This window comes from Actinoplanes ianthinogenes, from assembly GCF_018324205.1.
Classification (GTDB): Bacteria; Actinomycetota; Actinomycetes; order Mycobacteriales; family Micromonosporaceae; genus Actinoplanes; species Actinoplanes ianthinogenes.
The window spans coordinates 169,151-193,859 of the sequence record NZ_AP023356.1 but is presented as its reverse complement, the minus strand read 5'-3'; the positions used below and the strand labels follow the sequence as shown (position 1 = coordinate 193,859).

20 protein-coding genes are annotated in these 24,709 nt (G+C 72.7%); 12 read left to right on the top strand and 8 right to left on the bottom strand.

All coding sequences use genetic code 11. The features are described 5' to 3' along the window. Nucleotides 1-33: 33 nt before the first annotated feature. The 4 genes from Aiant_RS00885 (at nucleotide 34) to Aiant_RS00870 (ending at nucleotide 7,642) form a co-directional block, all read left to right on the top strand. The gene (locus Aiant_RS00885) at nucleotides 34-945 is read left to right on the top strand and encodes an HAD family hydrolase (protein ID WP_189334079.1); all 912 of its coding nucleotides are present in this window, start codon (nucleotides 34-36) and stop codon (nucleotides 943-945) included. Nucleotides 946-1,110: 165 nt separating this feature from the next. After that, nucleotides 1,111-3,501: a P-loop NTPase family protein gene (locus Aiant_RS00880; RefSeq protein WP_189334080.1), complete on the top strand. Its 2,391-nt coding sequence runs from the start codon at nucleotides 1,111-1,113 to the stop codon at nucleotides 3,499-3,501. Between the two features lie 5 nt (nucleotides 3,502-3,506). Beyond that, nucleotides 3,507-6,851, top strand: a complete 3,345-nt coding sequence (locus tag Aiant_RS00875; protein ID WP_189334081.1) for a virulence factor SrfB — start codon at nucleotides 3,507-3,509, stop codon at nucleotides 6,849-6,851. After that, complete coding sequence (locus tag Aiant_RS00870; RefSeq protein WP_189334082.1) at nucleotides 6,851-7,642, top strand: hypothetical protein; 792 nt, start codon at nucleotides 6,851-6,853, stop codon at nucleotides 7,640-7,642. The genes Aiant_RS00875 and Aiant_RS00870 overlap by 1 nt, the downstream gene beginning before the upstream one ends. A 36-nt stretch (nucleotides 7,643-7,678) precedes the next feature. On the opposite strand, the gene Aiant_RS00865 is transcribed toward Aiant_RS00870, so the two are convergent. From Aiant_RS00865 to Aiant_RS00850, 3 genes are all read right to left on the bottom strand, one after another. Beyond that, complete coding sequence (locus tag Aiant_RS00865) at nucleotides 7,679-8,827, bottom strand: RNA polymerase sigma factor (RefSeq protein WP_189334083.1); 1,149 nt, start codon at nucleotides 8,825-8,827, stop codon at nucleotides 7,679-7,681. Then, entirely contained in the window at nucleotides 8,828-9,244 is a 417-nt protein-coding gene (locus Aiant_RS00860) for a YciI family protein (RefSeq protein WP_189334084.1), read from the bottom strand. Between the two features lie 343 nt (nucleotides 9,245-9,587). Beyond that, nucleotides 9,588-12,818: an NACHT domain-containing protein gene (locus Aiant_RS00850; RefSeq protein ID WP_189334085.1), complete on the bottom strand. Its 3,231-nt coding sequence runs from the start codon at nucleotides 12,816-12,818 to the stop codon at nucleotides 9,588-9,590. Nucleotides 12,819-12,900: 82 nt separating this feature from the next. On the opposite strand from Aiant_RS00850, the gene Aiant_RS00845 reads away from it, so the two are divergent. After that, a complete protein-coding gene (locus Aiant_RS00845) occupies nucleotides 12,901-13,932 on the top strand; it encodes a hypothetical protein (protein ID WP_189334086.1) in 1,032 nt (343 codons plus the stop codon). An 8-nt stretch (nucleotides 13,933-13,940) separates the two neighbouring features. Here the strand turns inward: Aiant_RS00845 and Aiant_RS00840 are convergent, their stop codons facing one another. After that, a complete protein-coding gene (locus tag Aiant_RS00840; RefSeq protein ID WP_189334087.1) occupies nucleotides 13,941-14,276 on the bottom strand; it encodes an STAS domain-containing protein in 336 nt (111 codons plus the stop codon). A 104-nt stretch (nucleotides 14,277-14,380) separates the two neighbouring features. Continuing rightward, a complete protein-coding gene (locus Aiant_RS00835; protein WP_212846890.1) occupies nucleotides 14,381-15,232 on the bottom strand; it encodes a DMT family transporter in 852 nt (283 codons plus the stop codon). 40 nt (nucleotides 15,233-15,272) lie between these two features. Here Aiant_RS00835 and Aiant_RS00830 point away from each other — a divergent pair, with 40 nt between their 5' ends. Then, nucleotides 15,273-16,106 (top strand): patatin-like phospholipase family protein, encoded by an 834-nt coding sequence (locus tag Aiant_RS00830; RefSeq protein WP_189334088.1) that lies wholly within the window; start codon nucleotides 15,273-15,275, stop codon nucleotides 16,104-16,106. A 79-nt stretch (nucleotides 16,107-16,185) separates the two neighbouring features. Here Aiant_RS00830 and Aiant_RS00825 read toward each other — a convergent pair whose 3' ends face one another. The 3 genes from Aiant_RS00825 to Aiant_RS00815 form a co-directional block, all read right to left on the bottom strand. After that, complete coding sequence (locus Aiant_RS00825; RefSeq protein WP_189334089.1) at nucleotides 16,186-17,364, bottom strand: amidohydrolase family protein; 1,179 nt, start codon at nucleotides 17,362-17,364, stop codon at nucleotides 16,186-16,188. Nucleotides 17,365-17,503: 139 nt separating this feature from the next. Continuing rightward, nucleotides 17,504-18,163 (bottom strand): response regulator, encoded by a 660-nt coding sequence (locus tag Aiant_RS00820; protein ID WP_189334090.1) that lies wholly within the window; start codon nucleotides 18,161-18,163, stop codon nucleotides 17,504-17,506. After that, on the bottom strand, nucleotides 18,160-19,656 hold the full coding sequence (locus Aiant_RS00815; RefSeq protein WP_189334091.1) for a histidine kinase: 1,497 nt from the start codon (nucleotides 19,654-19,656) through the stop codon (nucleotides 18,160-18,162). Before Aiant_RS00815 ends, Aiant_RS00820 begins: the two co-directional genes overlap by 4 nt. A 129-nt stretch (nucleotides 19,657-19,785) precedes the next feature. Here Aiant_RS00815 and Aiant_RS00810 point away from each other — a divergent pair, with 129 nt between their 5' ends. The 6 genes from Aiant_RS00810 to Aiant_RS00785 all read left to right on the top strand — a co-directional run bounded on the left by Aiant_RS00810 (nucleotide 19,786) and on the right by Aiant_RS00785 (nucleotide 24,701). Beyond that, complete coding sequence (locus Aiant_RS00810) at nucleotides 19,786-20,337, top strand: hypothetical protein (RefSeq protein ID WP_189334092.1); 552 nt, start codon at nucleotides 19,786-19,788, stop codon at nucleotides 20,335-20,337. Further along, nucleotides 20,334-21,416: an HlyD family secretion protein gene (locus Aiant_RS00805; RefSeq protein ID WP_189334093.1), complete on the top strand. Its 1,083-nt coding sequence runs from the start codon at nucleotides 20,334-20,336 to the stop codon at nucleotides 21,414-21,416. The genes Aiant_RS00810 and Aiant_RS00805 overlap by 4 nt, the downstream gene beginning before the upstream one ends. Then, nucleotides 21,413-22,099, top strand: coding sequence for an ABC transporter ATP-binding protein (locus Aiant_RS00800; protein ID WP_189334094.1), 687 nt, complete (start codon nucleotides 21,413-21,415; stop codon nucleotides 22,097-22,099). The genes Aiant_RS00805 and Aiant_RS00800 overlap by 4 nt, the downstream gene beginning before the upstream one ends. Further along, nucleotides 22,096-23,280, top strand: coding sequence for an ABC transporter permease (locus Aiant_RS00795; RefSeq protein WP_189334095.1), 1,185 nt, complete (start codon nucleotides 22,096-22,098; stop codon nucleotides 23,278-23,280). Before Aiant_RS00800 ends, Aiant_RS00795 begins: the two co-directional genes overlap by 4 nt. 106 nt (nucleotides 23,281-23,386) lie before the next feature. Next, complete coding sequence (locus Aiant_RS00790) at nucleotides 23,387-24,076, top strand: hypothetical protein (protein ID WP_189334096.1); 690 nt, start codon at nucleotides 23,387-23,389, stop codon at nucleotides 24,074-24,076. Nucleotides 24,077-24,119: 43 nt separating this feature from the next. Beyond that, nucleotides 24,120-24,701: a pentapeptide repeat-containing protein gene (locus Aiant_RS00785; RefSeq protein ID WP_189334097.1), complete on the top strand. Its 582-nt coding sequence runs from the start codon at nucleotides 24,120-24,122 to the stop codon at nucleotides 24,699-24,701. The last annotated feature ends 8 nt before the right edge of the window (nucleotides 24,702-24,709 follow it).

Below are 24,709 nucleotides of genomic sequence, written 5' to 3'. Positions count from 1 at the left end.
GCGCCGACCGCCCGCCGGCCTGATCGTCGGGGAGTGACGAGAGCGCTGGCGAGTTGGCGGGACGGGGACGCGAGACGAGCCGTCCTGGACTTCGTCCGGAGCGTGGCGGCCGAGGTGCCGGTCGAGGAGCGGGTGGCGGTCTTCGACAACGACGGGACCCTGTGGTGCGAGAAACCGATCCCGATCCAGCTGGACTTCATCCTGCGGCGGCTGACCCGGATGGCCGAGACCGACCCGGCGCTGCGTGACCGCCAGCCGTGGCAGGCCGCGTACGAGCAGGACCACGCCTGGCTCGCCGCCGTGCTGGCCGAGCACTACGCCGGCAACGACCGCAACGTCCGGTTGCTCGCCGCCGGCATCCTCGCGGCCTACGACGGGATCACCGTCGAGGATTTCGAGGAGCAGTCCGAGCGTTTCCTGCGCAAGACCAGGCATCCGACGCTCGACCGCGAGTACCTGCGGTGTGCCTACGCGCCGATGATCGAGCTGCTCGACCACCTCGCCGGCAACGGATTCACCAGCTACATCGTCTCCGGGGGCGGCCGTGACTTCGTGCGTCCGATCAGCCAGGAGGTGTACGGCATCCCGCGCGAGCGGGTGATCGGCAGCACGGTCGCCATCGAGTACCGGCCCGACGAGCGGGGCGGGACGATCGTGCGCCGTGCCGAAGCCGATTACCTCGACGACGGCCCGGAGAAGCCGGTCCGGATCTGGAGCCGCACCGGACGCCGCCCGCTGCTCGCCGCGGGCAACTCCAACGGCGACATCGCCATGCTCGGCTTCGCCCAGCACCCGGACCGGCCCAGCCTGCGTCTCCTGCTCAAGCACGACGACGCCGAGCGGGAGTTCGACTACGTCGCCGGTGCCGAGCTGGCGCTGACCGAGGCGGGGCGGCAGGGCTGGACGATCGTCAGCATGCGCGACGACTGGGCGACCGTGTTCTGATCACGTCCATCCGGGACGCGCCTTTCGGCGTACGGAAAATGGTCTTTGATTTGTGCACCTTCGGAGGATTCACCGGGGCCCGGCGTTTTTCGGTGATTGTTTTCCCGAGAATCTTTCGGGCGACTTTCAAATCGCTCGGGTATTTCCTTCGGTATTAGTGCATTCATGACCGACAGCCAGGCCATCAAGGCCATGCGTGCCGAAGCCGTGGAAACGGCCGACGCGGTGCTCGCGGAACGTGTCCTGCTCGACCCGGACCTCGCCGACCGGATCGAGAAGGCCCGGCAGCGGGTGCTCGCGGCCGCGGCCGAGCCGGTCACCGTCGCGTTCGTCGGGCAGTTCACCACCGGGAAATCGGTGTTGCTGGGCGCGCTGCTCGGCGATCCCGGCCTGCTGCCCGCCACCGCGAACGCGACCACCGGCAACATCACCGCGCTGCACCCGGTGGTGGACCCGGGCGACGGGCCGACCCGGGTGCAGGACCCGGTGGCGGTGCGCTACTTCGACGGGCCGGCCCTGGCCGCCTGCCGGGACGCGATGCTGCGCACGCTCGCCGCGGACGCCCGCAAGTACGGGCTGGCCGAGCCGGGCGGCGACGACTGGGAGCAGATCAGCGACTGGTGCCGGCGGGTCGCCTGGGACGTCGAGGACCTGCGGGTGCCGGTCCGGGAACTGATCGGGCTGCGGGACGCGGCGGTGTCCTATCCGTGGCTGGTGACCGGTGCGCCGCTGCGGCTGGACTGGGCGACCGTACGCGAAGGCCTGCTGCCGATCGTGGCCCGCCCACCCGGGCACGTGCCGGGCTGGGAGCTGCCCCCGGCCCGGCCGGTCCAGGTCGACCAGGTGGACGCGGAGTTCCTGCGCTCGACCGCGTCCCTGGTCGACCGGGTGTCGGTGACCGTGCGGGTGCCGGCCCGGTACTGGCCCTTCGAACGGCACCGGGTCGACGACGACGTGGTGCTGCTCGACTTCCCGGGGCGCGGCGCGTCGCCGTCCGAGATGCGCGACCGGTTCCTGCTCCGGCACACGCTGCCCCGGCTCAACACGATCATGCTGCTGATCGATCCGGAACGGCCGGACGCCAGCGACCCGGGCCGGATCCGGATGGACTTCGCCCAGCTCGACCACGAGGACGGGCAGCAGGGCGGCCCGGCCAAGCGGCGCGACGCGGTCCTCGCGCTGATCAGCCGGTTCGACCGGCTGGAGGAGTCGGCGCCCGAGCTGGCCACCGACCGGGCGCCGCTGAGCAGCGCGGACATCGTCGGCCATCCGCACCTGACCGGGTTGAAGGCACTCTGGCGGGAGGCGGAACGGGCCACCTCGGAGGACGGTGACGGTACGGCGATCGTGTCGGTGGCGACCGCCTGGGCGCTCGGCGACGCGGACCGGCCACCGCCGATCCGGCCACCGGCGCACCGGGACCCGGGGGAGTGGCGGGCGACGCTGCGGCAGGCGGCGGCCGCGTGGGGACAGATCGCCGGACGGGTCCCGGGTGGACAGGGGATCGCCGGGCCGCTGCGGGACTACGCGCAGGACGGCGGGCTCGGCCGGCTGCGGCGGCTGGTGACGCGGCACGCCGAGCAGCACGGGCTGGCGCAGAAACGCAGCCGGATCCACCCGCACCTGGCGGAGCTGCGCGAGCTGGCCGGCGCGGCGAGGCAGCAACTGGAGGAGGAGCTCGACCGCCGGGCCGAGTCGGCGGCCTCCCCGATGTACGCGTTCCGCGACTTGGTCACCGCGGCCAAGGCGGCGGCGGCCACCTCGGCACGGCGCTGCGCGGTCGACGTCTTCGCACCGTCGTTCACGCTCGCGTCCGGGCGGACCGGGGCCGCCGAGATCCAGCGGGCGGTCACCGCCGCGGTCTTCGGCTGGCGCGAGTGGGAGCGGCTGTTCAGCTCGGTCACCGACCGGACGGTCCGGCCCGGCCAGCGCCCGGTCGCCACCCTCACCAGGGACTTCCTCCAGCCGTTCACCGACGCGGTGACGCTGGCCCGGCAGACCGGCGCCGACGTCGCCGACCGCATGATCCTGCACTGGCTCGTCCAGCGGCGCGACGAGCTCGGCGACGGGATCGACCGGCTGCGCGACGGGCTGGGCGAGCATCGCGAGGCGGCGCTGGCCAGGCACCCGGACGTCCTCGAGGACCTGCGCCGGGCCGTACAGATCAAATGGTTGTCCGATCTCGAGGTGCCGCCCGGGACCAGCCCGCCACCCACGGCAGCCGACATCTTCCCGCTGCGGGCCGACCGGGCGCTGCCGTGGCACCGGGAACGGGCCGACCGGATCGAGTCGCACCAGGTCTACGTCATGCGGCTGCGGCGGGAACTGGCCGCCAGCGCGGTCCGGGCCGGGCACACCGCGATGGCGGCCCGGCTGCGCCGGCGCACCGCGGTGATGCACCGGGAGCTCAACGAGCTGACCGACCGGTTGCCGATCGGGCAGGAGCTCGACGCCTTCCTGACCGACGTGTTCGGCCCGGCCGGGCATCGCACCACCACCGAGGACGACCGGCTGCGGGACGACCCGCAGCTGGGCGAGGACAAGGGGTTCGCATAATGCCGGTGCGCATCGGAATCGGCGGCGACGGCCGGCCCGCCGCCACCGACGTTTCAGACCTGCCGGTGACCGTCGTCGGCGGCCGGGTGACCCTGCCCGACCTGACGGTCGAACCGGTCGACGGCCCGGTCTGGCTGCTCGGCGTCGAAGCCGCGGCCGGTGACGTCGACCAGGCCCTCGCCGACCGGCTCGCCAAGGGCTGGGGTGTCGGCTCGCGGGAACTGCCCGGCCGGATCGTGCTGCCCGGCGAAACCGTCGAGTGGGGCGGGGCGGCGGCGGCCACGGTCCGGGTGACCGCGTTCTTCCACGAGCGGATGCCGGACGGCAAGTGGGCCGCCCACCACGTCGCCGCGTCGATCGGTTTCGTGCTGCGCGCCTCGGTCGTGCCGGAGCCGCCGACGGACGAGGAGCCCCGATTCCACCACGGGGTGCTCGCCGTCGACTTCGGCACCACCGCGTCCACGGTCACGCTCTGGGACCAGTGGCTGTTCCCGATCACGGTGCTGCCCGCGTCGCAGGCCGCGGTGCTGCGCGACGAGGTCGTGGCGCTGCTGCGGTCCCGGCCGGACCCCCGGGACCGGGTGAGCGCCGCCTGGGACCGGCTGCGCGGCGACGTCGCGGCGCGCTGCCTGCCGGACACCGGGGCACGCACCGTCGACCAGCTGATCTGGGCGCTGGAACGCGAACGCGGCGACGAGACACCGCTGCTGCACCAGGTGCTGCTCACCCTGGACACCAGCCAGCCGGCCCTGCCGCCGCCGCTGGGCGAGTGGCTGGCCGACCGGATCCAGACGGCGTACGGCGAGGTGTTCCGGGCACCGGCCCCGGACCGGTCGCAGCTGCACGAGGTGCCGCTCGGCCCGGGCGGCGAGCCGATCATCGACAGCACCGTCGAGGTGAGCCGGACCGACGGCGTGCTGAGCGTCCGGCTCGGCCGGCCGCTGACGGTGACCGCCGCCGGCGACGAGTCACTGGTGCTCACCGGACTGAAACGGCATCTCGGCCGGTCCGAGGCGCAGGCGCTGGAGGAACGCGGGATCCGGACCGACGAGGTGATCGCCCGGGCCATCGCGCAGCTCGTCGACCAGGCGAACAAGTACGCCGGGCAGACCGAGGGGATGGACCACCGGCCGATCAACAAGGTGGTCGTCACCTACCCCACCGCGGCGCCGGGCGCGGTCCGGCGCAAGCTGCGCGACCTGGTCAGCGAGGCGGCCGGGATCACCGAGGTCACCATCACCTACGACGAGGCGGTGGCGGTGGCGTTCTTCTTCCTGATGCGGGAGCTGGGCAGCCACCTGGAGGTGGGGGTGGAGGCGCTGCGGGCGCGGATGCGGCCGACCGGGAACCCGGCCGCGCGTACCGAAAACGTCCTGGTCATCGACATCGGCGGCGGAACCACCGACATCGCGCTGTTCACCTTCGACCTCTACGACGTCTCGCCGGTCGGTCTGCGGGTGCCCGAGCACCTGCAGGGCAAGGTCTACAAGGTGGTGCCGACGCTGCGCGGCACCAACGGGCGCGAGCACCGCGGCGGCGACTACCTGACGCTCGGCGTCTACCACTGGATCAAGGCGGTGCTCGCCGACGCGCTGCTCCAGGCCGGACCGCTGCCGGACGGCCGCAGCTGGCTGGACGACGCGGTGCGGCGCATCGACAAGTTCGAGAACCGGAACAACGCGCTCTGGACCGACGACCGGTACCGGCCCGGCGCGCTGATCGAGGAGGAGCTGCACCACCTGCGGGGCGGCGCCGGCTGGGCGCAGAACTCCCGGCTGGACCTGCCGCACCGCAGGGCCGCAGAGCTGGCCGCGCCGACCCACTGGAAGGACCGGCGGGAGAGCCGGGCCACCTTTCACCTGCTGTGGCGGCTCGCCGAGCAGGCCAAGACCGGCGAACTGGGCGGCGGCCGGCCGTTCGAGCTGACCGCGGAGCGGCTGGCGCCGGTGCTGCGCTCGATGGCGAAGGCCACCGGCACCGACCCGGAGGCCGCCGACCGGCTGCTCGCGAGCCTGCCCGTGCCGCTGGTGCTGCGGCCGGAGCTGTTCGAGCAGATCGCCCGCCCCGCGCTGCGGCAGGTCGCCAAACTCGCGATCGGCCTGGTGCACAGCCGTTTCCAGGGCAACCCGCAGCCGCTCGACCGGCTGATCCTGACCGGCCGGGCCAGCCGGATGCCGCTGGTCGAGCAGGTGATCGCGGAGGAGTTCGCGGCCGCGGCCGCCGACGAGGCGGTGATCGAGTGGAATCCGGCGGCGCTCGTCGTCGACCTGCGCAGCGCCAAGAGCGCCACCTCGATCGGGGCCGCCTGGGTGGAGCGGATGCGGCGGCTCGCCGCGCACAACCGGGACGCGCTGACCATCGTCACCCGGGGCGCCACCGAGATCACCGTCGACGTGCAGAACATCTTCCAGACACTGCCGGCGTCGTTCAGCGTCACCCGGCACAGCCAGCCGTACCCGGTGCTGCACGCCAACGATCCGTTCGACCAGGTCCGCCCGGACGGCACCGTCAGCCGACGAACCTACCTGGGCCCGCTGAGCCGGACCGTGCTGATCAACCGGGTGATCGACGGCGACACGGCCGGCAAGCAGTGGGGCGCCTACGACCTGTCCGACACGGTCCGCAAACAGAAGTACCGGCCGGCGCAGGAGGCCCTGGACGCCCTCAACCTCAACATCGACCCGTCCCGGGTGGAGTGGCTGGCCGGCATCCAGACCAACCTGGAGATCGATCAGACCCTCGAGCTGACCCTGCACCTGTGGCGGGACCGGGGCGAGGAACGCCCGGCCGAGGCCGATCCGACCCCGACCTATCTGGTCCCGGCCGTCGGTGGCCTGGAACTGCTGGCGCCGGCGGGCCGGCTCGCCTCGATGCTGTCCACCCGCGGGAAGACGCCGGTCATCGCGGAGGTCGCCGGGCGGATCATGCTGCGCAACGGCGCCGGCGACGACCTGGTGCAGCTGCCGGTCTTCCGCCGCGACGACACCCTGCAACCGGTCGAGCTGACCGAGGAGTTCGCCGCCGAGCAGTCGCTGACCGGTGAGTTCCGCGCCGGGGTGGTGAGCCCGGAGCCGCTGCCGGCACCGGGCCGGGACGGCTGGACGTTCTTCCTGCGCGACGGGGACCGGGTCGAGGCGCTGGGCACGCTGCCGGCCCGCAACCACGCGGGAGACTGGTACGCGACGCTCGACGACGCCGGGGTGCTGCGGGTGCAGGCCGGGAAACCGGACTATCTGCGGGCCCGGAGCCTGGCCGAGATGGACGAGCACAAGGGTGCGGTGTACTCCACGCCGATGGATCCGGGTGCGGAGAAGGACGAGAGCTCCGATCCGTACAACGGCGAGCAGTGATGTATCAGCAGCTGCGGGAACTGCTGGAGGATCCGGCGTACCGGGCGGTGGTGCGGGGGTATCTGCTCGGGCTCGACCGGGCGATCGAGGACGCCGGGCCGGAGCATCCGGCGGCCGCTCTGCTGCGCCGGGACCTGGCCTCGCTGCTGGGGGACGGGTTGTGGGACGACGTGCGGAGTCTGGGGGAGCGGGAGATCCTTTTTCCGTACGACCCGAGCACCGGCCGCCCCGGGCTGCGCCTGGACCCGTCGGCGCCGCTGCCCGCGGACCTGGTCTCGGCGTTCGGACAGGAGCATCCGTTGGTGGTCCTGGCCGCTCAGGTGCTCGCGGTGGCGGAGCGGGACGGGGAGCTGGTGGATCTGCTGCCTACCCGGGACGGGATGGCGGCGGGGCGGTTCGACCAGCCGGCGACGGTGGAAGGTTATCGGGCTGAGCTGCTGGAGCGGATGCAGCGGTACGGCCGGGCGGCGGATCCGCGGGAGCGGCTGTTCGCGCTGCTGGACGTGGACGAGGCGCTCTGCTCGGTGGTGCATCGGCCGCCGGCGGCGCCCGGCACCTGGTGGGCGGGGCTGACCACTCGGGTGCGGGACGAGGTGTTCCGGGCGGCCGCGGCGGTGCCCGGGGCCCGGGTGACCGAGCTCAGTGGGCGGTTCGCTGACCTCGCCTCCGGGATGACCAGGGACGACGCGGCGATGATCGGTCCGCCGGGGATGGTGCTCGGGTGTCTGCGGTTGTGGGCGTCGGTGGACGGGCGGACCAGCCCCGGGCGGGTGATCATCGGAACTCGGTGAGCCCGGGCACCGGGTGCTTCCGGCAGGTGATAACGGTCAGCGACGCAGGCGCGCATGGAGCCGGGCCGCCTGGCGCGTCAGGTGATCCCGCTCGGCGATGGTGGAAGCTTTGCGTGCCGCCTCCGCATACCACCGCGCCGCCGTCACCAGATCACCGTCCCGCTCGTGCAGATATGCCGCCACCGCCGTGTACCGGGGCAGCGACTCGTCCAGCTCCGCGAGGGCAGCTAGCCCGGCCCGCGCGCCGTCCGCCTCGCCGACCGCCACCGCGCGGTTCAGCCGCACCACCGGGCTGTCGGTCAGTTTGGCCAGCTCGTCGTACCACTCGACGATCTGCACCCAGTCGGTCTCCGCGACCGTCTGCGCGTCCGCGTGCAACGCCGCGATCGCCGCCTGCGCCTGGAACTCGCCCAGCCGGTCCCGGGCCAGCGCCGCCTGAAGAATCTCGATCCCCGCCGCGATCAACCCGGTGTCCCAGCGGCTCCGATCCTGCTCGGCGAGCGGCACCAGACTCCCGTCCGCCGTGATCCGCGCGTCCCGCCGAGCATGGTGCAGCATCATCAGCGCCAGCAACCCGGCCACCTCGGGATGATCGATACCGGTCGCCAGCTGCCGGGTGAGCCGGATCGCCTCGGCCGCCAGGTCGACGTCCCCGGAGTACCCCTCGTTGAACACCAGGTACAGCACGCGCAGCACGGTGCCGACGTCGCCGGGCTGGTCGAACCGGACACCGGCCACGGTCCGCTTGGCCCGGCTGATCCGCTGCGCCATCGTCGCCTCCGGCACCAGGTAGGCCTCGGCGATCTGCCGGGTGGTCAGCCCGCCGACCGCCCGCAGCGTGAGCGCCACCGCGGACGCCGGGGTCAGCGACGGGTGCGCGCACAGGAAGTACAGGCGAAGCGTGTCGTCCAGCCCGGACACCGGCCCGGGCGCCGGCTCGTCCTCGACCTGGTCCTCCCGCCGGCGCCGGGCGGTGTCCGACCTGGTCGCGTCCAGGAACTTGCGCCACGCCGCGGTGACCAGCCACCCCTTCGGGTCGCGGGGCGGGTCGGCGGGCCACACACGCAGCGCCTCGATCAGGGCGTCCTGCACGGCGTCCTCGGCCGCCGCGAAGTCTGCTCCGCGGCGGACGAGGATCCCGAGGACGGCCGGGATGAGACTCCGAAGCTCATCCGCAGCGATCATTCAGTGGCACTCCTCGTCGACGTTCGGCATGCCGGTCAGGAACGGGCGCAGCTCCAGCCACTCGTGGATCGGCTCACCGCCGGCGCCGGGCGCCGCCGACAGCTCCCCGGCCAGCTCGACCGCCCGCTCGTAACTCTCCACGTCGATCACCATCCACCCGGCGATCAGATCCTTGGTCTCCGCGAACGGCCCGTCGGTCACCGGCGGCCGGCCCTCCCCGTCGAACCGCACCCAGGTCCCCTCGGGCGCCAGCGCCTGCCCGTCGACGTACTCACCGGTCGTCTCCAGCCGAGCCGCGAAGTCGTTCATGTACTTGATGTGCGCCGAGATCTCCTCCGGAGTCCACTTCTCCATCGGCACGTCGTTGACCGCGCTCGGAGCGCCGCGGTAGTGCTTGAGCAGCAGATACTTAGCCACGGTGATCGTTCCTCTCGGTTGCGCCGCGACCCATTGTCGCCGCCTTCACCCCCAGGACGGAGCCCGCCTCCGCTTCTCGACATCCCCGCCGACATCTTCTTTGGGTACGCCCTGAGCCCTGTCCCTCCGCAGCCCTGCGCCGCGGTCGTAGGTGGTCGCGGTCTGCGTCACCGCGCCGTGAGTCGGTCTGTACCGCGGTCAGCACGTCCTGCCAGGTGCCGTCGAGGGTCCAGCGCCGGAACCGGGAGTAGGCCCTTTCCACGATCCCAGTTCGTCGGGCAGGTCGCGCCACGGTGACCCGGTGCGGTACTTCCACGCGATCGCTTCGATCACGCTTCCTAGGTCACACCGCCGGAGCGACGATCGCCCGGATCCGCCGATTGAAGTCCGGCCGCCGGGTCGCGTGTCTTTCCAGCAGGACTCGCGCCTGCCTGGCGTCGAGGCGCGGATGGACCATGCCCAGCTCGGCGAGCCGGATCGCGGCGTCCAGCTCCACCGCGACCCAGTCCGTCGGGGCGTGGCCCTCCAGGAGCTCGACCAGCATCGCCGCCAGCCGCACGCCTCCGGCCGGGTCGAGATGCGCGAGGAGACAACTGAGAAACTCCTCGCGATATGCGGCTTTGAATATGCAGTCTTGAAATATCTCCTGGACGTCGAGGGCGGACAGCTCCTGGTCGCGCTCGATGTGATGCAAGAGCAGGCGGACATGGGCGAAGTCGAAATAGACCGCCTCGGCGACCAGGTGCCGATATCGCCGCACCCGGGCCGGCACCGGTTCGGACGGCAGACCGACCAGCACCAGGACGTCCCTCGCCATGCTCGTCGGCTGACCGCGCTCGGCGGCTGAGTAGATGACGCCACTCGCCTTGCCGAACCGATCCAGCAACGGCTCCAGGGCATGCTGCTGGACGTCGTTGATCTCGTCGCAGGTGAAGTGGGCCTCCCGGGCGATCTCGTGGAACACGTCCCCGTAGGTCAGTTCCGTGCCCGGATCCGGCTCGTCAGCGCCGAGCACCCATGCCAGGTCCACCGGGGGAACCTCCAAGAGCGGACCGTCCAAGGCGAGCGCGACGTCGCGCTCGCCGGCGCGGCCCACGCGGTCCACCGCCACCAGGTCGGGCAGGCCCGCCCAGCCGCTGGCGGCGCCCTGCGAGTGCCAGAACAGGGCCATGTCCTGCCATTGCCGGATCGCCGCGGTGTCGACCGCCTCGAACAGGTGGCCGGCTGTCAGATCCTCCCCACACAGCGCCAGGAGCAGCAGATTCGCCGTGTAGGCGGCAATCTGCGACGGGACCGTCGACCGGCGTGGCCGATAGCCGCCGAAGCCGCGTGGCTCCCGCGGCAGCGGCGCCGCCCGAAACAGCTCGACCAGCAGGGCGGCCCACTCGGCCCGGTACGCGGCGGGCTTGACCAGGACCATGCTGTGCAGGAAGAAGACGATCTGCCGCCGGTCGGCCAGGGGCGCCCAGCAGAGCAGGGCGTGCAGCAGGTCGTCGTCAGTCGGTTTGCCGCCGGTGAGGAAGGTGACGGCCCGTCGCGCGGCGACCATCTCGTCGATGATGGTGTGCAGCAGCCGGGCGACCAGGAACTCGCCGAAGGTGGCGTGCAGGAACTCGTAGGTGCCGAGCTGCACCCCGTCCCGCTCGGCGCCGGCACGATGGACGAAGTAGAACGAGTCGAGCGCCTGCTCCACGGCACTCTGCCGGGCCCGCAAGCTGCGCGGCTCCGGTACCGGGCCGGGCATCGCCGGAGCGGGCAGGGCCTCCAGGTCCTTCGCCAGGTCTTCACCGTTCACCCATTGCGCCCCGCGGTTGAACATCGCGAAGGCCACCACGCTCAGCCGATAGAGGTGCGCCTCGACCAGCTGCGCACGCTCGCGCTCCGGCAGCCCGGCGCCCAGCTTGTCCACCTCGCGGCGGGCGAAGCGGGCCAGCAGCCGCTCATACAGCTCGTCCTGCCGCAGCGTGCCGGCGTCGCGCAGGGCGTTCCCCTCGGCGTCGTAGAGGGCCAGCATCAGCAGCAACAGCGGCTGCTCGGCGAGATGCCGATACCGCAGCACGGTCGCCAGGTCGAGCGGTGCTTCCGGTCCGGCAGCGAAACGACCCGAGTTGGTCCGGTTCCACACCGCGAGCCAGGCCGCGATGCGGTGGTCGTCGAAGGGCTCCAAGCGGACCACCACCGTGCCCTCGCTCGGCTGCGCCCGATCCGCGACGCTCGTGCGGCTGGTGACGATGACGGCGACGGGCCGGTCCTGGTCCATCTCGCGGCGCTGGAACGCGGCGACCCGGCTCAGGTAGTCGGTCTGGCTGACACCGGTGGCCTGCAGCAGTTCGTCGAAGCCGTCCAGGATGATCACCGGCAGTGCGTGACCGGACGAGCGGCTCAGCGCCGGCCACTCCAGCCGTTCGCCGGTGTCGTTGCGGATCGCCTGCTCGATCTGATCCTGCAGGTCGGCCGAGGCCGACACGGCTCGCAGCGGCACCAGCACCGGCATGAACGTGCTGGCCGGCAGCTGCCCGGCCAGCAGCTTGCTGAGCACCGACTTGCCCGATCCCGGGTGGCCGAGGACCAGCAGCGGCGCACTGACCGCCTCGGCAGAGGTGAGATGTCCGGTCAGGAAGGGCAGCAGGTCGTTCCGGACCCTCTGCAGACTCCACCAGTTCTCGCTGCTCAGCGGCGTGCTCCCGGCGACGAGACAAACCCGGTACAGCTGCGGCAGGAACGCCTCGGCCAGCGGCGGCATCCGCAGGCCGGTCGGTACGTCGTCGGACGGCCGGTCGAGCACTTTCGCGTAGGCGCGGGACAGCGCGGCGCGGCGCTCGTCCGGCGCGCTGCCCTCGGCGAGCCGGTCCAGCACAGCGCGCAGGCCGGCGAGCGCGGTGGTCGCCTCCCGCAGCTGGGCGCGGGTGGCGTTGTGCTCCCGCATCCCCGCCCAGAACGCCACCTCCGGAAATTCGGCGGCCAGCCGGCCGAGCAGGCTGTCATACCGGTCCGCGGCCCGGCTCGGCAGCGCCGCCAACGCCTCGAAGACCAGGGTCTGCTCGCGTGGGGAGAGCCGCTCCCAGACGGCGAGTCCCTGGAGGAAGCTGCCGACCCGCTGACCGGTCTGCAGGAAGTGATCGGTCAGCTCCTCGCGGAACACCTCGTGCGGCTCGGCGGCGCCCGGCACCGGCGCGGACCAGCCGGCGAACGGCCCGGCGGCGCCGCCACCGCCGGCCGCCAGCGACCGTTGCTCGGCCGCCGTCAACGCCAACTCCCGGTGGCTCAGCGGCAGCTTCGTCTCGGCGAGCGCCTCGAAGTAGGCGGTGACGGCCAGCACCGCGTGGGCGGCCTGCAGCCGCTCGGTCCGCTCCCAGCGGGACAGTTTGGAGCGGCGCTCGATGAGGCCGGTCACCAGCCGCTCGGTGACCTTGCTCAGCTCCGCCTTGGCGTCGAACCAGCCGAGCATGTCCCGGAACGGGCCGACCACCGCCAGCATCCCCACGCCGAGCAGGGTGTCCAGGAGCTTGACCCACTTGTCACGGTCGCCGCCGAGCAGCTTGACGGCGTCGTCGTAGCTCACTTCGCGTCCCACCGCCGCAGTATTCCAGCGACCGTCCACCGTGCTCGGCGGCGACCGCGCCCGGGCGTTGGCGGCCTCGTGGTCGAATGGGGGCATGCTGCTCGCCTCGATGCTTGCCGCCGCGGTGGCGGCCGGCCCGGTCTGCCAGGTCGACGACAAGCGGTTGGACGAGATCTCCGGGCTGGTGGCGACCAGTGACGGCTATGTGGTGGTCAATGACAGCGCGGACGAGGCGTCGCATCGGAAGATCTTCTATCTGAAGCGGGACTGCTCGACGAGAAAGGCGGTGTCCTATCCGTCGCGGCCGCGGGACACCGAGGATCTCCAGCTCGGGCGGGACGGGACACTCTGGGTCGCCGACATCGGGGACAACGGGGATAACCGGGAGACCATCGGGCTGTGGCGGCTCGCGCCGGGGGCGTCGAAGCCGAAGCTGTTCCGGCTCGCCTATCCGGACGGGGCGCACGACGCGGAGGCCCTGCTGATCGGGGCGGACGGCAGCCCGGTCGTGGTGACCAAGACGCCCGGGGCGGCCGGCGTCTACGTGCTGGCCGGGGCTCTGCGGGCGGGTGGGACGACGCCGCTGCGCGCGGCCGGCACGGTGACCGTGCCGATGACCACCACCAGCAACCCGTTCTCGTTCCCGGGACGCATGGTGATCACCGGGGCGGCCACCAGCCCGGACGGCTCTCGGGTGGTGTTGCGGACCTACGCGGACGCTTTCGAGTACGACGTGCCCGGTGGCGACGTGGTCAAGGCGATCACCACGGGGACGCCGCGGCAGGTGGCGCTGCCGGACGAGCCACAGGGCGAGTCGGTGGCGTACACCCCGGACGGGACCGCGTTGCTGACCATCTCGGAGGGGTCGAAGCCGACCCTGTTCCGCCACCCGCTGCCCAACCCGCCGTCGCCCTCACCGTCGCCAATCGAGCCGTCGCCAATCGAGCCGTCGCAAGTCGAGCCGTCCGCCGGCCAGCAGCCGTCCGCCGGCCAGCAGCCGCCCGCCGTCGTCACAGCCGCCGAACCCGAGACCGGCCGTCCCCCGATCCTGCTCTTCCTGCTCGCCGGGATCGCCGTGCTCCTCGCCGCCGCCGTCCTGCTGCGCCGCCGGACCCGCCGCCGATAGCGGCCACTTCAGCAGGCGGTCCCGTCGATGTGCCGCAGGCGGTGCACCGGCACGCCGGCCGAGGTCAGCCGCTCGGCGATCGTCGCGTGCGGATGGTCCAGGAAGACCGCCACATGGTGGTCGTCGCCCAGGCGGCAGGCGGCGGCCAGCGAACCCAGGTTGATCGGGTCCAGGTCGTCGAGGTCGGCCAGGTCCAGGACCAGGCGCAGCGGGCGGGTGTGCCGGATGGCGTGCTCCAGGGCGCCCTGCAACTCGACCGCGTCGGCGTCGGCCAGGGTCCCGTGTGGGCGGATCACCAGGGTCCCGTCCGGGCTGGTGCCGATGTCGACCGTGGCAACGGTCATCGTGGAAACCTTCCGTAACCCGACGTTCTCCTGGTGGCCAGGCTACGGTTCCGGGCGCGCCGGGTCGAGGCGCCGGCCGAAAAGTTCATCCGGCGCGCGCCCGGTCAGACGCTGACCAGGATGACTCCGGCGGCGACCAGGATCGACGAGATGACGCGCCAGCGGCCGAAGGGCTCGCCGAAACGGACCACACCGATCACCGCGGCGATCACCACGCTGCTCTCCCGCAGCGCGGCGACCGGGGCGAGGGCGCCACGGGTCTGCGCCCACAGCACCAGGCCGTAGGCGCCCACCGAGAGCAGCCCGCCGGTCAGGCCGATCGTGCGGTGCGGACGGAGCTGGGCGAGCAGCTTGCGGCCGCGCATCACCACCGCGACCAGCGGGATCGCCGGGCCCATCAGCAGGAACAGCCAGCCGGCGTAACCGACCGTGCTGCCCGCCGCGCGGACGCCGATCCCGTCGATCGTGGTGTAGGCGGCGATGCTGACCCCGGTGAGCAACGCCGCGGTGATCGCCGGCAGCTGCGCCCGCCCGGGAACGCCGCCGGCGAACAGCAGGGTGCCCAGGCCGACCGAGATGATCACTACGCCGAGGAGTGCGATCGGTCCGGGGACCTCGCCGATGATCAGCGCGGCGCCGCCGGCGACCAGGAGCGGTGAGGCGCCCCGGGTCAGCGGGTAGACCTGGCTGAAGTGGCCGAGCTGGTACCCACGCATCAGCAACACGATGTAGACCACGTGCACCGCCACCGACGCGAGCAGCCAGGGCCAGGCCGGCGCGGCGGGCACCGGGGCGGCCAGCACCATCGGCAGGGCCACGACGGCGGACGCCAGCTGGATCAGCACGAAGCCGATCAGGCGGTCCGGGATCGCGTGCGCGATCGCGTTCCAGGCGGCGTGCAGCACCGCGGCGAACAGGACGGCGGCGACGATCCCGGCGGACAACGGCGCGGTCACCTCTTTCCTCGGCCACCTCGGCTGGTTACCGTTCAGGATCATGACAAGGGCTCTCGTTCTCGGCGGCGGCGGTGTGACCGGTATCGCCTGGCATCTCGGCCTGCTGTGCGGCCTTCAGCGCGCCGGCATCTCGCTGACCGGCGCGGACACGATCATCGGCACCTCGGCCGGTTCGGTCGTCGGCACACTCGTGGCCGCGGACATCGATCTGGAGGCGGCGGTCGCGCTCCAGGAGGTCGAGGCCGCTCCGGTCCGGCCCGGCGGCCGCAGCGAGGGCAGCGGCAGCCGGTGGCTGGCCGCGCTGTCGGTGCTGCTCGACCCGTCGGTCCCGGCCCAGCAGGCCCGCGCGCAGGTCGGCGCGATGGCGCTGGCCGCCGCGACGCCCGAGGAGGAGAGGTTCCTCGCCCAGATCGAGGCGATCCTGCCGGTGCGCGACTGGCCGGACCGCGACCTGCGGATCACCGTGGTCGACACGGCGGACGGCCGGGACGCGGTGCTGGACGCCAAGTCGGGAGTGCCGCTGCTGCAAGCGGTCGCCGCGAGCTGTGCGGTGCCCGGCCTGATGCCGCCGATCACCATCGACGGGCGTCGCTACATGGACGGCGGGGTCCGGGTGGGTGCCGGCGCCGACCTGGCCGCGGGCGCGGAGCGGGTGGTGGTGATCGCCCCGCTCGCCATGCTCAGCCGGGACCGGATCGTCACCGAGCTGTCGTCGACCGGCGCCGCGAAGACCCTGCTGATCGAGCCGGACGAGGCCTCGATCGAGGCCTTCGGCACCAACTTCATGGACCCGGCGCGGCGCGGCCCGTCCGTTCGCGCCGGGTTGGCCCAGGCCGAGGTCATCGCTGCTTCGGTACGCTCGGTCTGGTCCTGATCCTCCGCTTGCGCCGGTCGCGCGTTCCGGGGATCGGAAACGGCCCCGGACCGCCGGGACGGTCGGCGAGCCGGATCGGTCAGCGGACCCGGTGGCCGGCCCGGAAGACGGCGGCGACCGTTGGCAGGGCCGCCGGATCGGTCAGTGGGTCGCCGACGACCGCGAGCAGGTCGGCATCGTAACCGGAGGCGATCCGGCCCTTGCGGTCGCCGAGGCCGCACGCCCGGGCGGCGACCGAGGTGACCGATCGCAGCGCCTCGGCCGGTGCCACGCCGAGCAGGTTCACCATCATGGCCGGGCCGTAGGCCAGCGCGTCCGCCGGTTTCAGCGGCCCGATCCCGGAGTCGCTGCTGCACACCAGCGGGATCCCGGCCGCTCGTAGCTCCAGGAACACCCGGATGAGCAGCGGCAGCATCATCTCGATCCGCGGCGGCCGGGCCACTCCCGGCACCGGCTTCAGGGCGACCGTGGCACCGATCGGGATGCCGGCCGCCGCGATCGCCTCGACCACCGCCGGGTCGGCCGCGGCCCCGTCAGCGGTCATGAACGTGCCGTGTTCGATCATGTCCACACCGGCCGCCACCGCGTCCGCGATGCCGGGACCGCCGTGCGCGTGCACCGTCACCGGCAAGCCGCACCGGTGCGCCTCGTCGGCCGCCGCCCGCAGCTCGGCGACTCCGAACTGAGAGACGTGCGAGGCCGTGCCGGGGGTCAGCTCGCCACCGGTGGCCATCAGCTTGATCACGTCGACTCCGCGGTCGGCGTGCTCGCGCACCGCGGCCCGGATCGCCTCCGGCCCGCTCCCGACGCCGCCGCCGAGGAACCAGCAGTGACCGGTGCCGGTGGTGATCGGCGGACCGGCGGTGAGCAGCAGCGGCCCGGCGGCCGGGTCGGCCGTCGGCTTGTCGCGCAGCCGCAACGACAGGTACCCGCGGTCGCCGAGATCGCGAACCGTGGTGATGCCGGACGCGAGCGCGAGCCGGGCGTTGGCCCGCATCGTCACCAGCGCCTGCTCGTCGTCGGCCTCGGCCAGCCGGCCGACCGGGTCGGGGCTCGCGTCGAAGACCAGGTGGACGTGGGAGTCGACCAGCCCCGGCAGCAGGGTGACCGCGCCCAGGTCGGCGACCTCGGCGTCGGCGGGCAGGTCGCCACCGGATCGGACCGCGAGGATCCGTCCGTTCTCGATCAGTACCGTGGGTTTCTCGACCGGGTTCGCGCTGACGCCGTCGAAGAGCCGGTCGGCTCGCACAGCCAGCATGTCCACCAGGGGACCCGACGCGACCGGCGCCGGTCGATCAGAAACCCGTCAGAACAGCTCGATCCCGGCCGAAGGTCGTTCGCCGGTGGCCGTCCGGCCCGCACCGGAGCCGGCTCGGTGACCGGTGGCGGCCCGGCGATCACTGGACCGCGTCGGCCAGGCCGCACTCGTAGCCGAGGATCACCGCCTGCACCCTGTCGCGCAGGCCCAGTTTGGCCAGGATCCGGCCCAGGTGGGTCTTGACGGTGCTCTCCGACAGGACCAGGGTGGCGGCGATCTCGGCGTTGGACAGCCCGCGGGTGACCAGGGTGAGCACCTCCCGCTCGCGGCCGGTGAGGGCGGCGAGCCGCTGATCGGCGGCGGGCCGCGGCGGGACACTGCCGAGGTAGTGCGCGATGAGCCGCCGGGTCACGCTGGGCGCGGCCACCGACTCGCCGGCGGCGACCACCCGGACCGCGGAGATCAGGTCGACGGCGAGCGCGTCCTTGAGCAGGAAGCCGCTGGCGCCGGCGCGCAGGCCGGCCAGGACATACTCGTCCAGGTCGAAGGTGGTCAGGATGATGACGCGGGCCGGGTACGGGCCGGTCCGGATCCGGCGGGTGGCCTCGATGCCGTCGAGGCCGGGCATCCGGACGTCCATCAGCACCACGTCGGGCCGGGTCCGGGCGACCACGTCCAGGGCCTGCGCGCCGTCGGCCGCCTCACCGACCACCTCGATGTCGCCGGTCTCGTCGAGCACCAGCCGGAACCCGGTGCGCACCAGCGTCTGGTCGTCCACCAGCACCACGCGCACGCTCATGGGTCCACCGGCAGCAGCGCGCCGACCCGGAACCCGCCGCCGGGCCCGCGCCCGGTCTCCAGAGCGCCGCCGAGCATGGCGACCCGCTCGGCGATACCGCGCAGCCCGTTCCCGTGCCCGTCCGCGCCGGCGCCGGCCGGTCCGCACCCGTCGTCGACCACCTCGACCCGCAGGCGGTCCGGGTCGAAACGCAGCCTGACCTCGGCCGCGGCGTCCGGCCCGGCGTGCTTCAGAATGTTGGTCAGCGCCTCCTGCACGATCCGGTAGGCCGACAGGTCGACGGCGGCGGGCACCACCTCGGGCACCCCGTCGATGTGCAGCTCGATCCGCATCCCGGCGAGCCGCAACTGGTCGACGAGCGCGGGCACCGCCCCGATCCCCGGCAGTGGCGCGAGCTCGACCGCCTCGGCCCGCGGGAAGGCGGGATCCACTCCCCGCGAGGCCCGAGCCGCCACGTCCTCGCCGGACGAACCCCAAGCCGCTTTCGCGCCGGGCGAACCCCGAGCCGCCTCCACGGCGGACGGGGCCCCAGCAGCCGATTCCACGCCGGACGACGCCCGGGTCACCGCCTCCGCGCCGGGCGAAGCCCGGGTCGCCGTGAGAGCGGAAGGCGCGGCCCGCTCGGACCGATTGGCGGCGAGCAGGCGGCGCATCTCGGCGAGCGACGAGCGGCCCGTGGCGATCACGTGGTCGAGGGCGGTCGCGGCGCGGTCCGGATGCCGGTCGAGGGCGGCGGCCGCGCCCTGCGCCTGCACCACCATCACCGAGATCCCGTGCGCCACCACGTCGTGCAGCTCCCGGGTGATCCGGGCCCGCTCGGCGGCGACCGCGAGGGCGGCCCGCTGCCGCTCCTCCCGGGCCAGATCGGCGGTCCGCTGCTCGACGGCCGCCAGGTGGGCGCGCCGGCTGCGCATCCCGTCGCCGACCGCGTACGCCGCGACCAGCAGCAGCCACAACTCCAGCGCGGCCTGGCTGGTGTCCACCACGGGATCGACCCACCAGTGCGTATCCTGCGCCGGCACGCTCGTGCCGACGATGATCCGCTCGACGACCTGGCCCTCTTTCGCCGCCTGCGCGTCCTTGGCGGCCCCGAGGGACTCCTGGTTGACCTGGACCCGGCTGATCAGCATCGCCGAGTAGGTCAGGCTCATCAGCGCGGTGAGCAGGATGATCGCGGTGCGGCGCCGCCGGGCGCCGTCGGCCATCGTGTACATCATCAGCGGCAGGGCGAGGTCGATCAGCTGGAACTTGGTCTGCGTGATCAGATGGCCGAACACGCCCACCCCGACGAGCGCGAGCGCCAGCCACGGACGCTGCCGCCGGAGCAGCAGACCGGCGATGATGAGCCCGGCCAGCATCCACCAGCCGGCCGACAGCTCGGCGGGCGCCTTCGCCTTCTGGCCGGTCATGAGTCCATTGACCAGCCAGGGAATCACCGTTAACAGGAACAACGCCAGCGCGAGACCGGCGTCGGTCAGGAATCGACGCGGCACGCCCCTCATCGTAGGAATCCGAGCGCCGGACCGCGTCAGACCCAGGTCTTACATCAGCGGTACCACCACGGGCGGAACGACCGACCGTGGTCGGACGAGATCGATCATCGTGGCGACCACCGTGGAGCCATGACCAAGACATCATCGGCAGTGCTGATCATCGCGGTGCTCGCCGCCGGCCTGGCCGGCTGCGACCACGGCACGCCGTCCGCCGCGCCGAGCGCGTCGTCGAACCGGCAACAACTCCTCGCCCTCGGCCAACAGTGGGTCCAGTGCCTGCGCGACAAGGGCCTGACCCGGATGCCGGACGCCGAGCTCAGCCAGGACGGCTATCTCCAGTTCCCGGCCGGCGACTACAACTGGAAGGACGACCTGCGCAAACACCAGGCCATCATCAACGCCTGCCAGTCGATCGAGGACAGCTACCCGCCCAACGCGTTCCGCCCCAAGGAGCAGTTCTCCGCCGACGACCTGCGGAAACTCGCCGCATACGCGGACTGCGTGCGCAAGCACGGCATCCCGGACTTCCCCGACCCGAACGCGGCCGGCGAGTTCGACGTCACCGGCACCTCCCTGGCCAACGGCATTCCCGGGTCACTGCGCGACAAGGCCGACCAGGCCTGCCACACCGTCTGGGACGGCTCGGTGAAGATCACCGGCGGCAGCGGAGGCAAGAAGTGAGCCGCCGCGGTGTCGCGCTCGCGATCGTGGTGACCGCGCCGCTGGCGGCCGGGGTCGCCTACGCCGCGCAGGCCGAACCGCACGCGGCGCAGGCGCCGGCCGCCGAGATCACCACCGGGACCGCCGAGGTCACCCGCGGCAGGCTCACCCAGACGGTGCAGGTCGGCGGGGAGCTGAGTTACACCGGGTCGTACACGATCGACCATCAGGGCGAGGCGGGCGTGCTCACCGCCTCGGCCGCGCCGGGCGCGACCATCGGCCGCGGCAGGATCCTGTTCCGGGTGGCCGACCATCCGGTCCGCCTGCTGCTGGGCGCGGTGCCGGCCTACCGCGATTTCCGGTACGGCATGAGCGACGGTCCCGACGTCCGCCAACTGGAGACCAACCTGGTGGCACTCGGCCTGGATCCGGATCACCGGATGACGGTCGACCGGCACTTCAGCGCCGCCACCGCTGCCGCGATCCGTCGCTGGGAGGCGTCCTGGGGCCGCCGCTGGTGGGAACGCACCGGCACCCTGACCCAGGGCGACGTCGTCTTCCTGCCCACCCCGGTGCGGGTCACCACCCGGTCGGCCCGGATCGGCGCGCCGGTCGGCCCCGGCACGACCGTGCTGACCGGGACGTCCACCGAGCGGGCGGTGATCGCCCAGGTGCAAACCGACAGCCTCAGCCGGGTGCACGTCGGCGACCGGGTCAGCGTCGAGCTGCCGGACGCCGACCCGATCCCCGGCCGGGTGACCGAGATCGGCCAGGCCGCGACCCTCCCGGCGAACTCACCGGACGCCGACCCGCAGAACCCGGACGCGGCCACCGTCCCGGTCACCGTCGCCGTCCGGCTGCCCCGCGGCCTCGCCGTGAGCGAGACCCCGGTGACCGTCGACGTCACCACCGGCGCCAAGGAACACGTGCTGCTGGCGCCGATCGCCGCGCTGCTCGCCCGGCCCGGCGGCGGCTATCAGGTACGGCTGGCCGGCGGCACGCTGGTCCCGGTCCAGCTCGGCGACTTCGACGAGAGCAGCGGCCGGGTCGAGGTCAAGAGCGGCCTCACCGAGGGCCAGTCCGTGGAGGTGCCGGCATGACCGCCGTTCTGGAACTCCTCGACGTCCACAAGGTCTACCCCGGCACACCGCCGGTGGCGTCGTTGCGCGGGGTCACGTTCACCGTGCGCAGCGGCGAGCTGGTCGCGGTCGCCGGCCCGTCCGGCTCCGGCAAGACCACGCTGCTCAACCTGGCGGCCGGCCTGGACCGTCCCTCCGCCGGCTCGGTACGCATCGGGGGCGTGCCGGTGGAGAAGTTGCGCGACCGCCAGCTGTCCGGGGTGCGCGCGCACCGGCTCGGTGTCGTCTTCCAGCAGTTCGTCCTGCTCGAACGGCTGACCGCGATCGACAACGTGGGCACCGGCCTGCTGTACCGCGGGGTGCCGGGCGCCGACCGCCGGCGGGCCGCCCGGGACGCCCTGGACCGGGTCGGTCTCGCCCACCGGGCCGGCTTCCCGGCCGCACACCTGTCCGGCGGCGAACGCCAGCGGGTGGCGATCGCCCGCGCCCTGGTCGGCCGCCCCGCCGTGGTCCTCGCCGACGAGCCGACCGGCAACCTCGACTCGGCCTCCGGCGCCGGCGTGGTCGAGTTGCTGCACGAGCTCAACGCGGACGGCGTGACCATTGTGGTGATCACCCACGACGAGCGGGTCGCCGCGGCCATGCACCGGCGGGTGGAGATCGAGGACGGCCGGGTGGTCCGCGACTCCGGAGGTGTGTCGTGAGGTCCCGGCTGCGGGCGGCGGACCTGCTCCCGGTCAGCACGGTCGGGCTGCGCTCCCGGCCGGGCCGGACCGCCCTGTCGATCATCGGGGTGGCGATCGGGATCGCGGCGATGGTGGCGGTGCTCGGCGTGACCCGGTCCAGTCAGGCGGACGTGCTGGCCCAGATCGATCGGGTCGGGACGAATCTGCTGACGGTGGCGAACGGGAAGACGCTGCGCGGGGCCGAGGCGGAGCTTCCGGTGTCGGCGGGGGCGGCGGTTTCGCGTACCGAAGGCGTCTTGTCCTCCGCGGTGACCGCGACCCTGCCGGTCCGGGTCTATCGCAGCGACCGCATCCCGCCCGGCCGCACCGGTGGGCTCTCGGTCCGCGTCGCGGACCCCGGTCTGCTGGCGACGCTCGACGGGACGCTGGCGCACGGCAGGTTCCTGGACGCGGCGCTGGTCCGCTATCCGGCGGTGGTGCTCGGGCACTACGCCGCGACGGTGCTCGGCATCCGGGACGTCGGCGGGCAGCCGCGGGTGTGGCTCGGGGATCGGTGGTTCACCGTGGTCGGGGTGCTCGCCCCGATCGAGCTGGCGCCCGAACTGGACACGGCGGCACTGATCGGTGCGCCGGTCGCGACCGCGGACTTCGGCTACGAGGGGCATCCGACCAGGATCTTCGTGCGGGCGCAGACGTCCCGGACCGGGGAGGTCGCCGGGCTGCTCGGGCGGGCGGCGGATCCGTCGCATCCCGAGGAGGTGGCGGTGAGCCGGCCGTCGGAGGCGCTCACCGCACGGCTCGCGGTCACCGGCGGGACCACGGTGCTGCTGCTCGGGCTGGGTGCGGTGGCGCTGCTGGTGGGTGGGATCGGGATCGCCAACGTGCTGGTGATCTCGGTGCTGGAGCGGCGTACCGAAATCGGTTTGCGAAGGGCCCTCGGCGCCACCCGCGGACATGTCGGCGCGCAGTTCCTGACCGAGTCGTTGCTGCTCGGCGTGGGTGGCGGCGCGGCGGGGGTGGCGCTCGGGACGGTCATCACGTTCGCGATGGCGTCCGCCCGGGGCTGGCCGACCCTGGTCCCGGCGTGGGCGGTCGGCGCGGGCCTGGCCACGGCAGTGCTGATCGGCGGCTGCGCCGGGCTCTATCCGGCGATGCGGGCGGCCCGGCTGTCGCCCACCGAGGCACTCCGCACGATGTGATCGACGTGGCACGGATCGGGGAGGGAGCGCTCCCAGAAGTCTCCTAGAGTCTCTGACGAGGCGGTCCGATGGGGACGACCGCCCCTGATACCAAGCGGGGATTCACGTGTTGAAACGAGCCGGCCTGTTCACGTCCGTCGCCATCGGCGCTCTCGCGCTCACCGCGGCCTGCTCCAGCGGTTCAAGCACCACCGACACCGGAACCACCACCGGCACCGGCACCACGGCCGGCGCGAGCAGCGCCCCGGCGGCGACCACCACCGCCACCGAGCAGCCGGCGGCGACCGCCACCACCCGGCCGGCCACGACGACGAAGGCCACCCCGACCAGCGATCCCGGCGACGGCGGGATCCTGGCCGGGGCCGGGACCGACGCCAACTGGAAGAAGTTCGTCGAGCCGTGCGAGGCGCCGCAGAAGGTGATGATCCAGAAGGTGATCACCGCGGACGTCAACGGCGACGGCACCTTCGACGCGCTGGTCGCGCACGCGTGCTCGCCGATCACGTCCTACTGGCCGACGGTGGTGGACGTCTTCGACGGCACGTCGCCGGCCGCCAAGCCGAAACGGCTCGGCGCCCTGCTCCAGGACGTCGGGCCGGACGACCTGCCGTACCTGGACACCATGAAGGTCAAGAACGGCGTGGTGACGATCCAGGCCTACGGCGTCGACAAGCACACCGACCAGTCCTGCCCGAGCGTCTACTACACGTACGAGTACAAGTACAGCGGCGCCAAGTTCTCCCGGACCAGCCGCGTCGCGGGCAACGCCAACCACTGCCCGGACATCACCAACTGATCCTCGCGCGGATTTGTCGGACCCCGGCTCTAGGGTCGGGGTCATGGCTTCCACCGTCACCACCGCGGACTGGGACAGCGGCGTCGGCGAGCGCCGGGCCCACGAGGGCGTCGCGTTCGTCGACCTCGACCTCTGCGAGACCAGCTTGCAGGGCGTCGAGTTCACCGACTGCACGTTCCGCAACGCCCGGTTCAACTGCGCCGAGCTGTCCGACGTCGCGTTCATCAACTGCACCTTCACCGGGTGCAATTTCTTCGACGCCACGTTCACCGGCTGCAAGCTGACCGGCAGCGTGTTCGAGCGCTGCGAGTTCGAGCTGCTCACGGTGGATGGCGGGGACTGGTCGTTCGCCTCGCTGCGCCGCGCCGAGCTGGGCGGCGCCACGTTCACCGGCGTGCGGATGCGGGAGGCGGATCTGACCGGCGTGCGCTGCGCCGGGGGCACCCTGCGGGGGGCTGACCTGTCCGGGGCGTTGCTGGAGTCGGCCGATCTGAGCCGCTGCGATCTGCGTGGTAGCGATCTGTCGGCGCTGGATCCGGCGAGGACCCAGATCCGGCGGGCCGTCATCACGCCGGATCAGGCTGTCACCATCGCTCTGGCCCTCGGTCTGGAAATCCGCGACTGATCTGACTT

Bases quoted from the DNA above. Each gene is read 5' to 3' on its own strand.
- Aiant_RS00845 (WP_189334086.1), top strand. From the start codon at position 12,901: ATGCTGCTCGCCTCGATGCTTGCCGCCGCGGTGGCGGCCGGCCCGGTC.
- Aiant_RS00830 (WP_189334088.1), top strand. From the start codon at position 15,273: ATGACAAGGGCTCTCGTTCTCGGCGGCGGCGGTGTGACCGGTATCGCC.
- Aiant_RS00870 (WP_189334082.1), top strand. From the start codon at position 6,851: ATGTATCAGCAGCTGCGGGAACTGCTGGAGGATCCGGCGTACCGGGCG.
- Aiant_RS00865 (WP_189334083.1), bottom strand. From the start codon at position 8,827: ATGATCGCTGCGGATGAGCTTCGGAGTCTCATCCCGGCCGTCCTCGGG.
- Aiant_RS00810 (WP_189334092.1), top strand. From the start codon at position 19,786: ATGACCAAGACATCATCGGCAGTGCTGATCATCGCGGTGCTCGCCGCC.
- Aiant_RS00785 (WP_189334097.1), top strand. From the start codon at position 24,120: ATGGCTTCCACCGTCACCACCGCGGACTGGGACAGCGGCGTCGGCGAG.
- Aiant_RS00820 (WP_189334090.1), bottom strand. From the start codon at position 18,163: ATGAGCGTGCGCGTGGTGCTGGTGGACGACCAGACGCTGGTGCGCACC.
- Aiant_RS00800 (WP_189334094.1), top strand. From the start codon at position 21,413: ATGACCGCCGTTCTGGAACTCCTCGACGTCCACAAGGTCTACCCCGGC.
- Aiant_RS00840 (WP_189334087.1), bottom strand. From the start codon at position 14,276: ATGACCGTTGCCACGGTCGACATCGGCACCAGCCCGGACGGGACCCTG.
- Aiant_RS00880 (WP_189334080.1), top strand. From the start codon at position 1,111: ATGACCGACAGCCAGGCCATCAAGGCCATGCGTGCCGAAGCCGTGGAA.
- Aiant_RS00825 (WP_189334089.1), bottom strand. From the start codon at position 17,364: ATGCTGGCTGTGCGAGCCGACCGGCTCTTCGACGGCGTCAGCGCGAAC.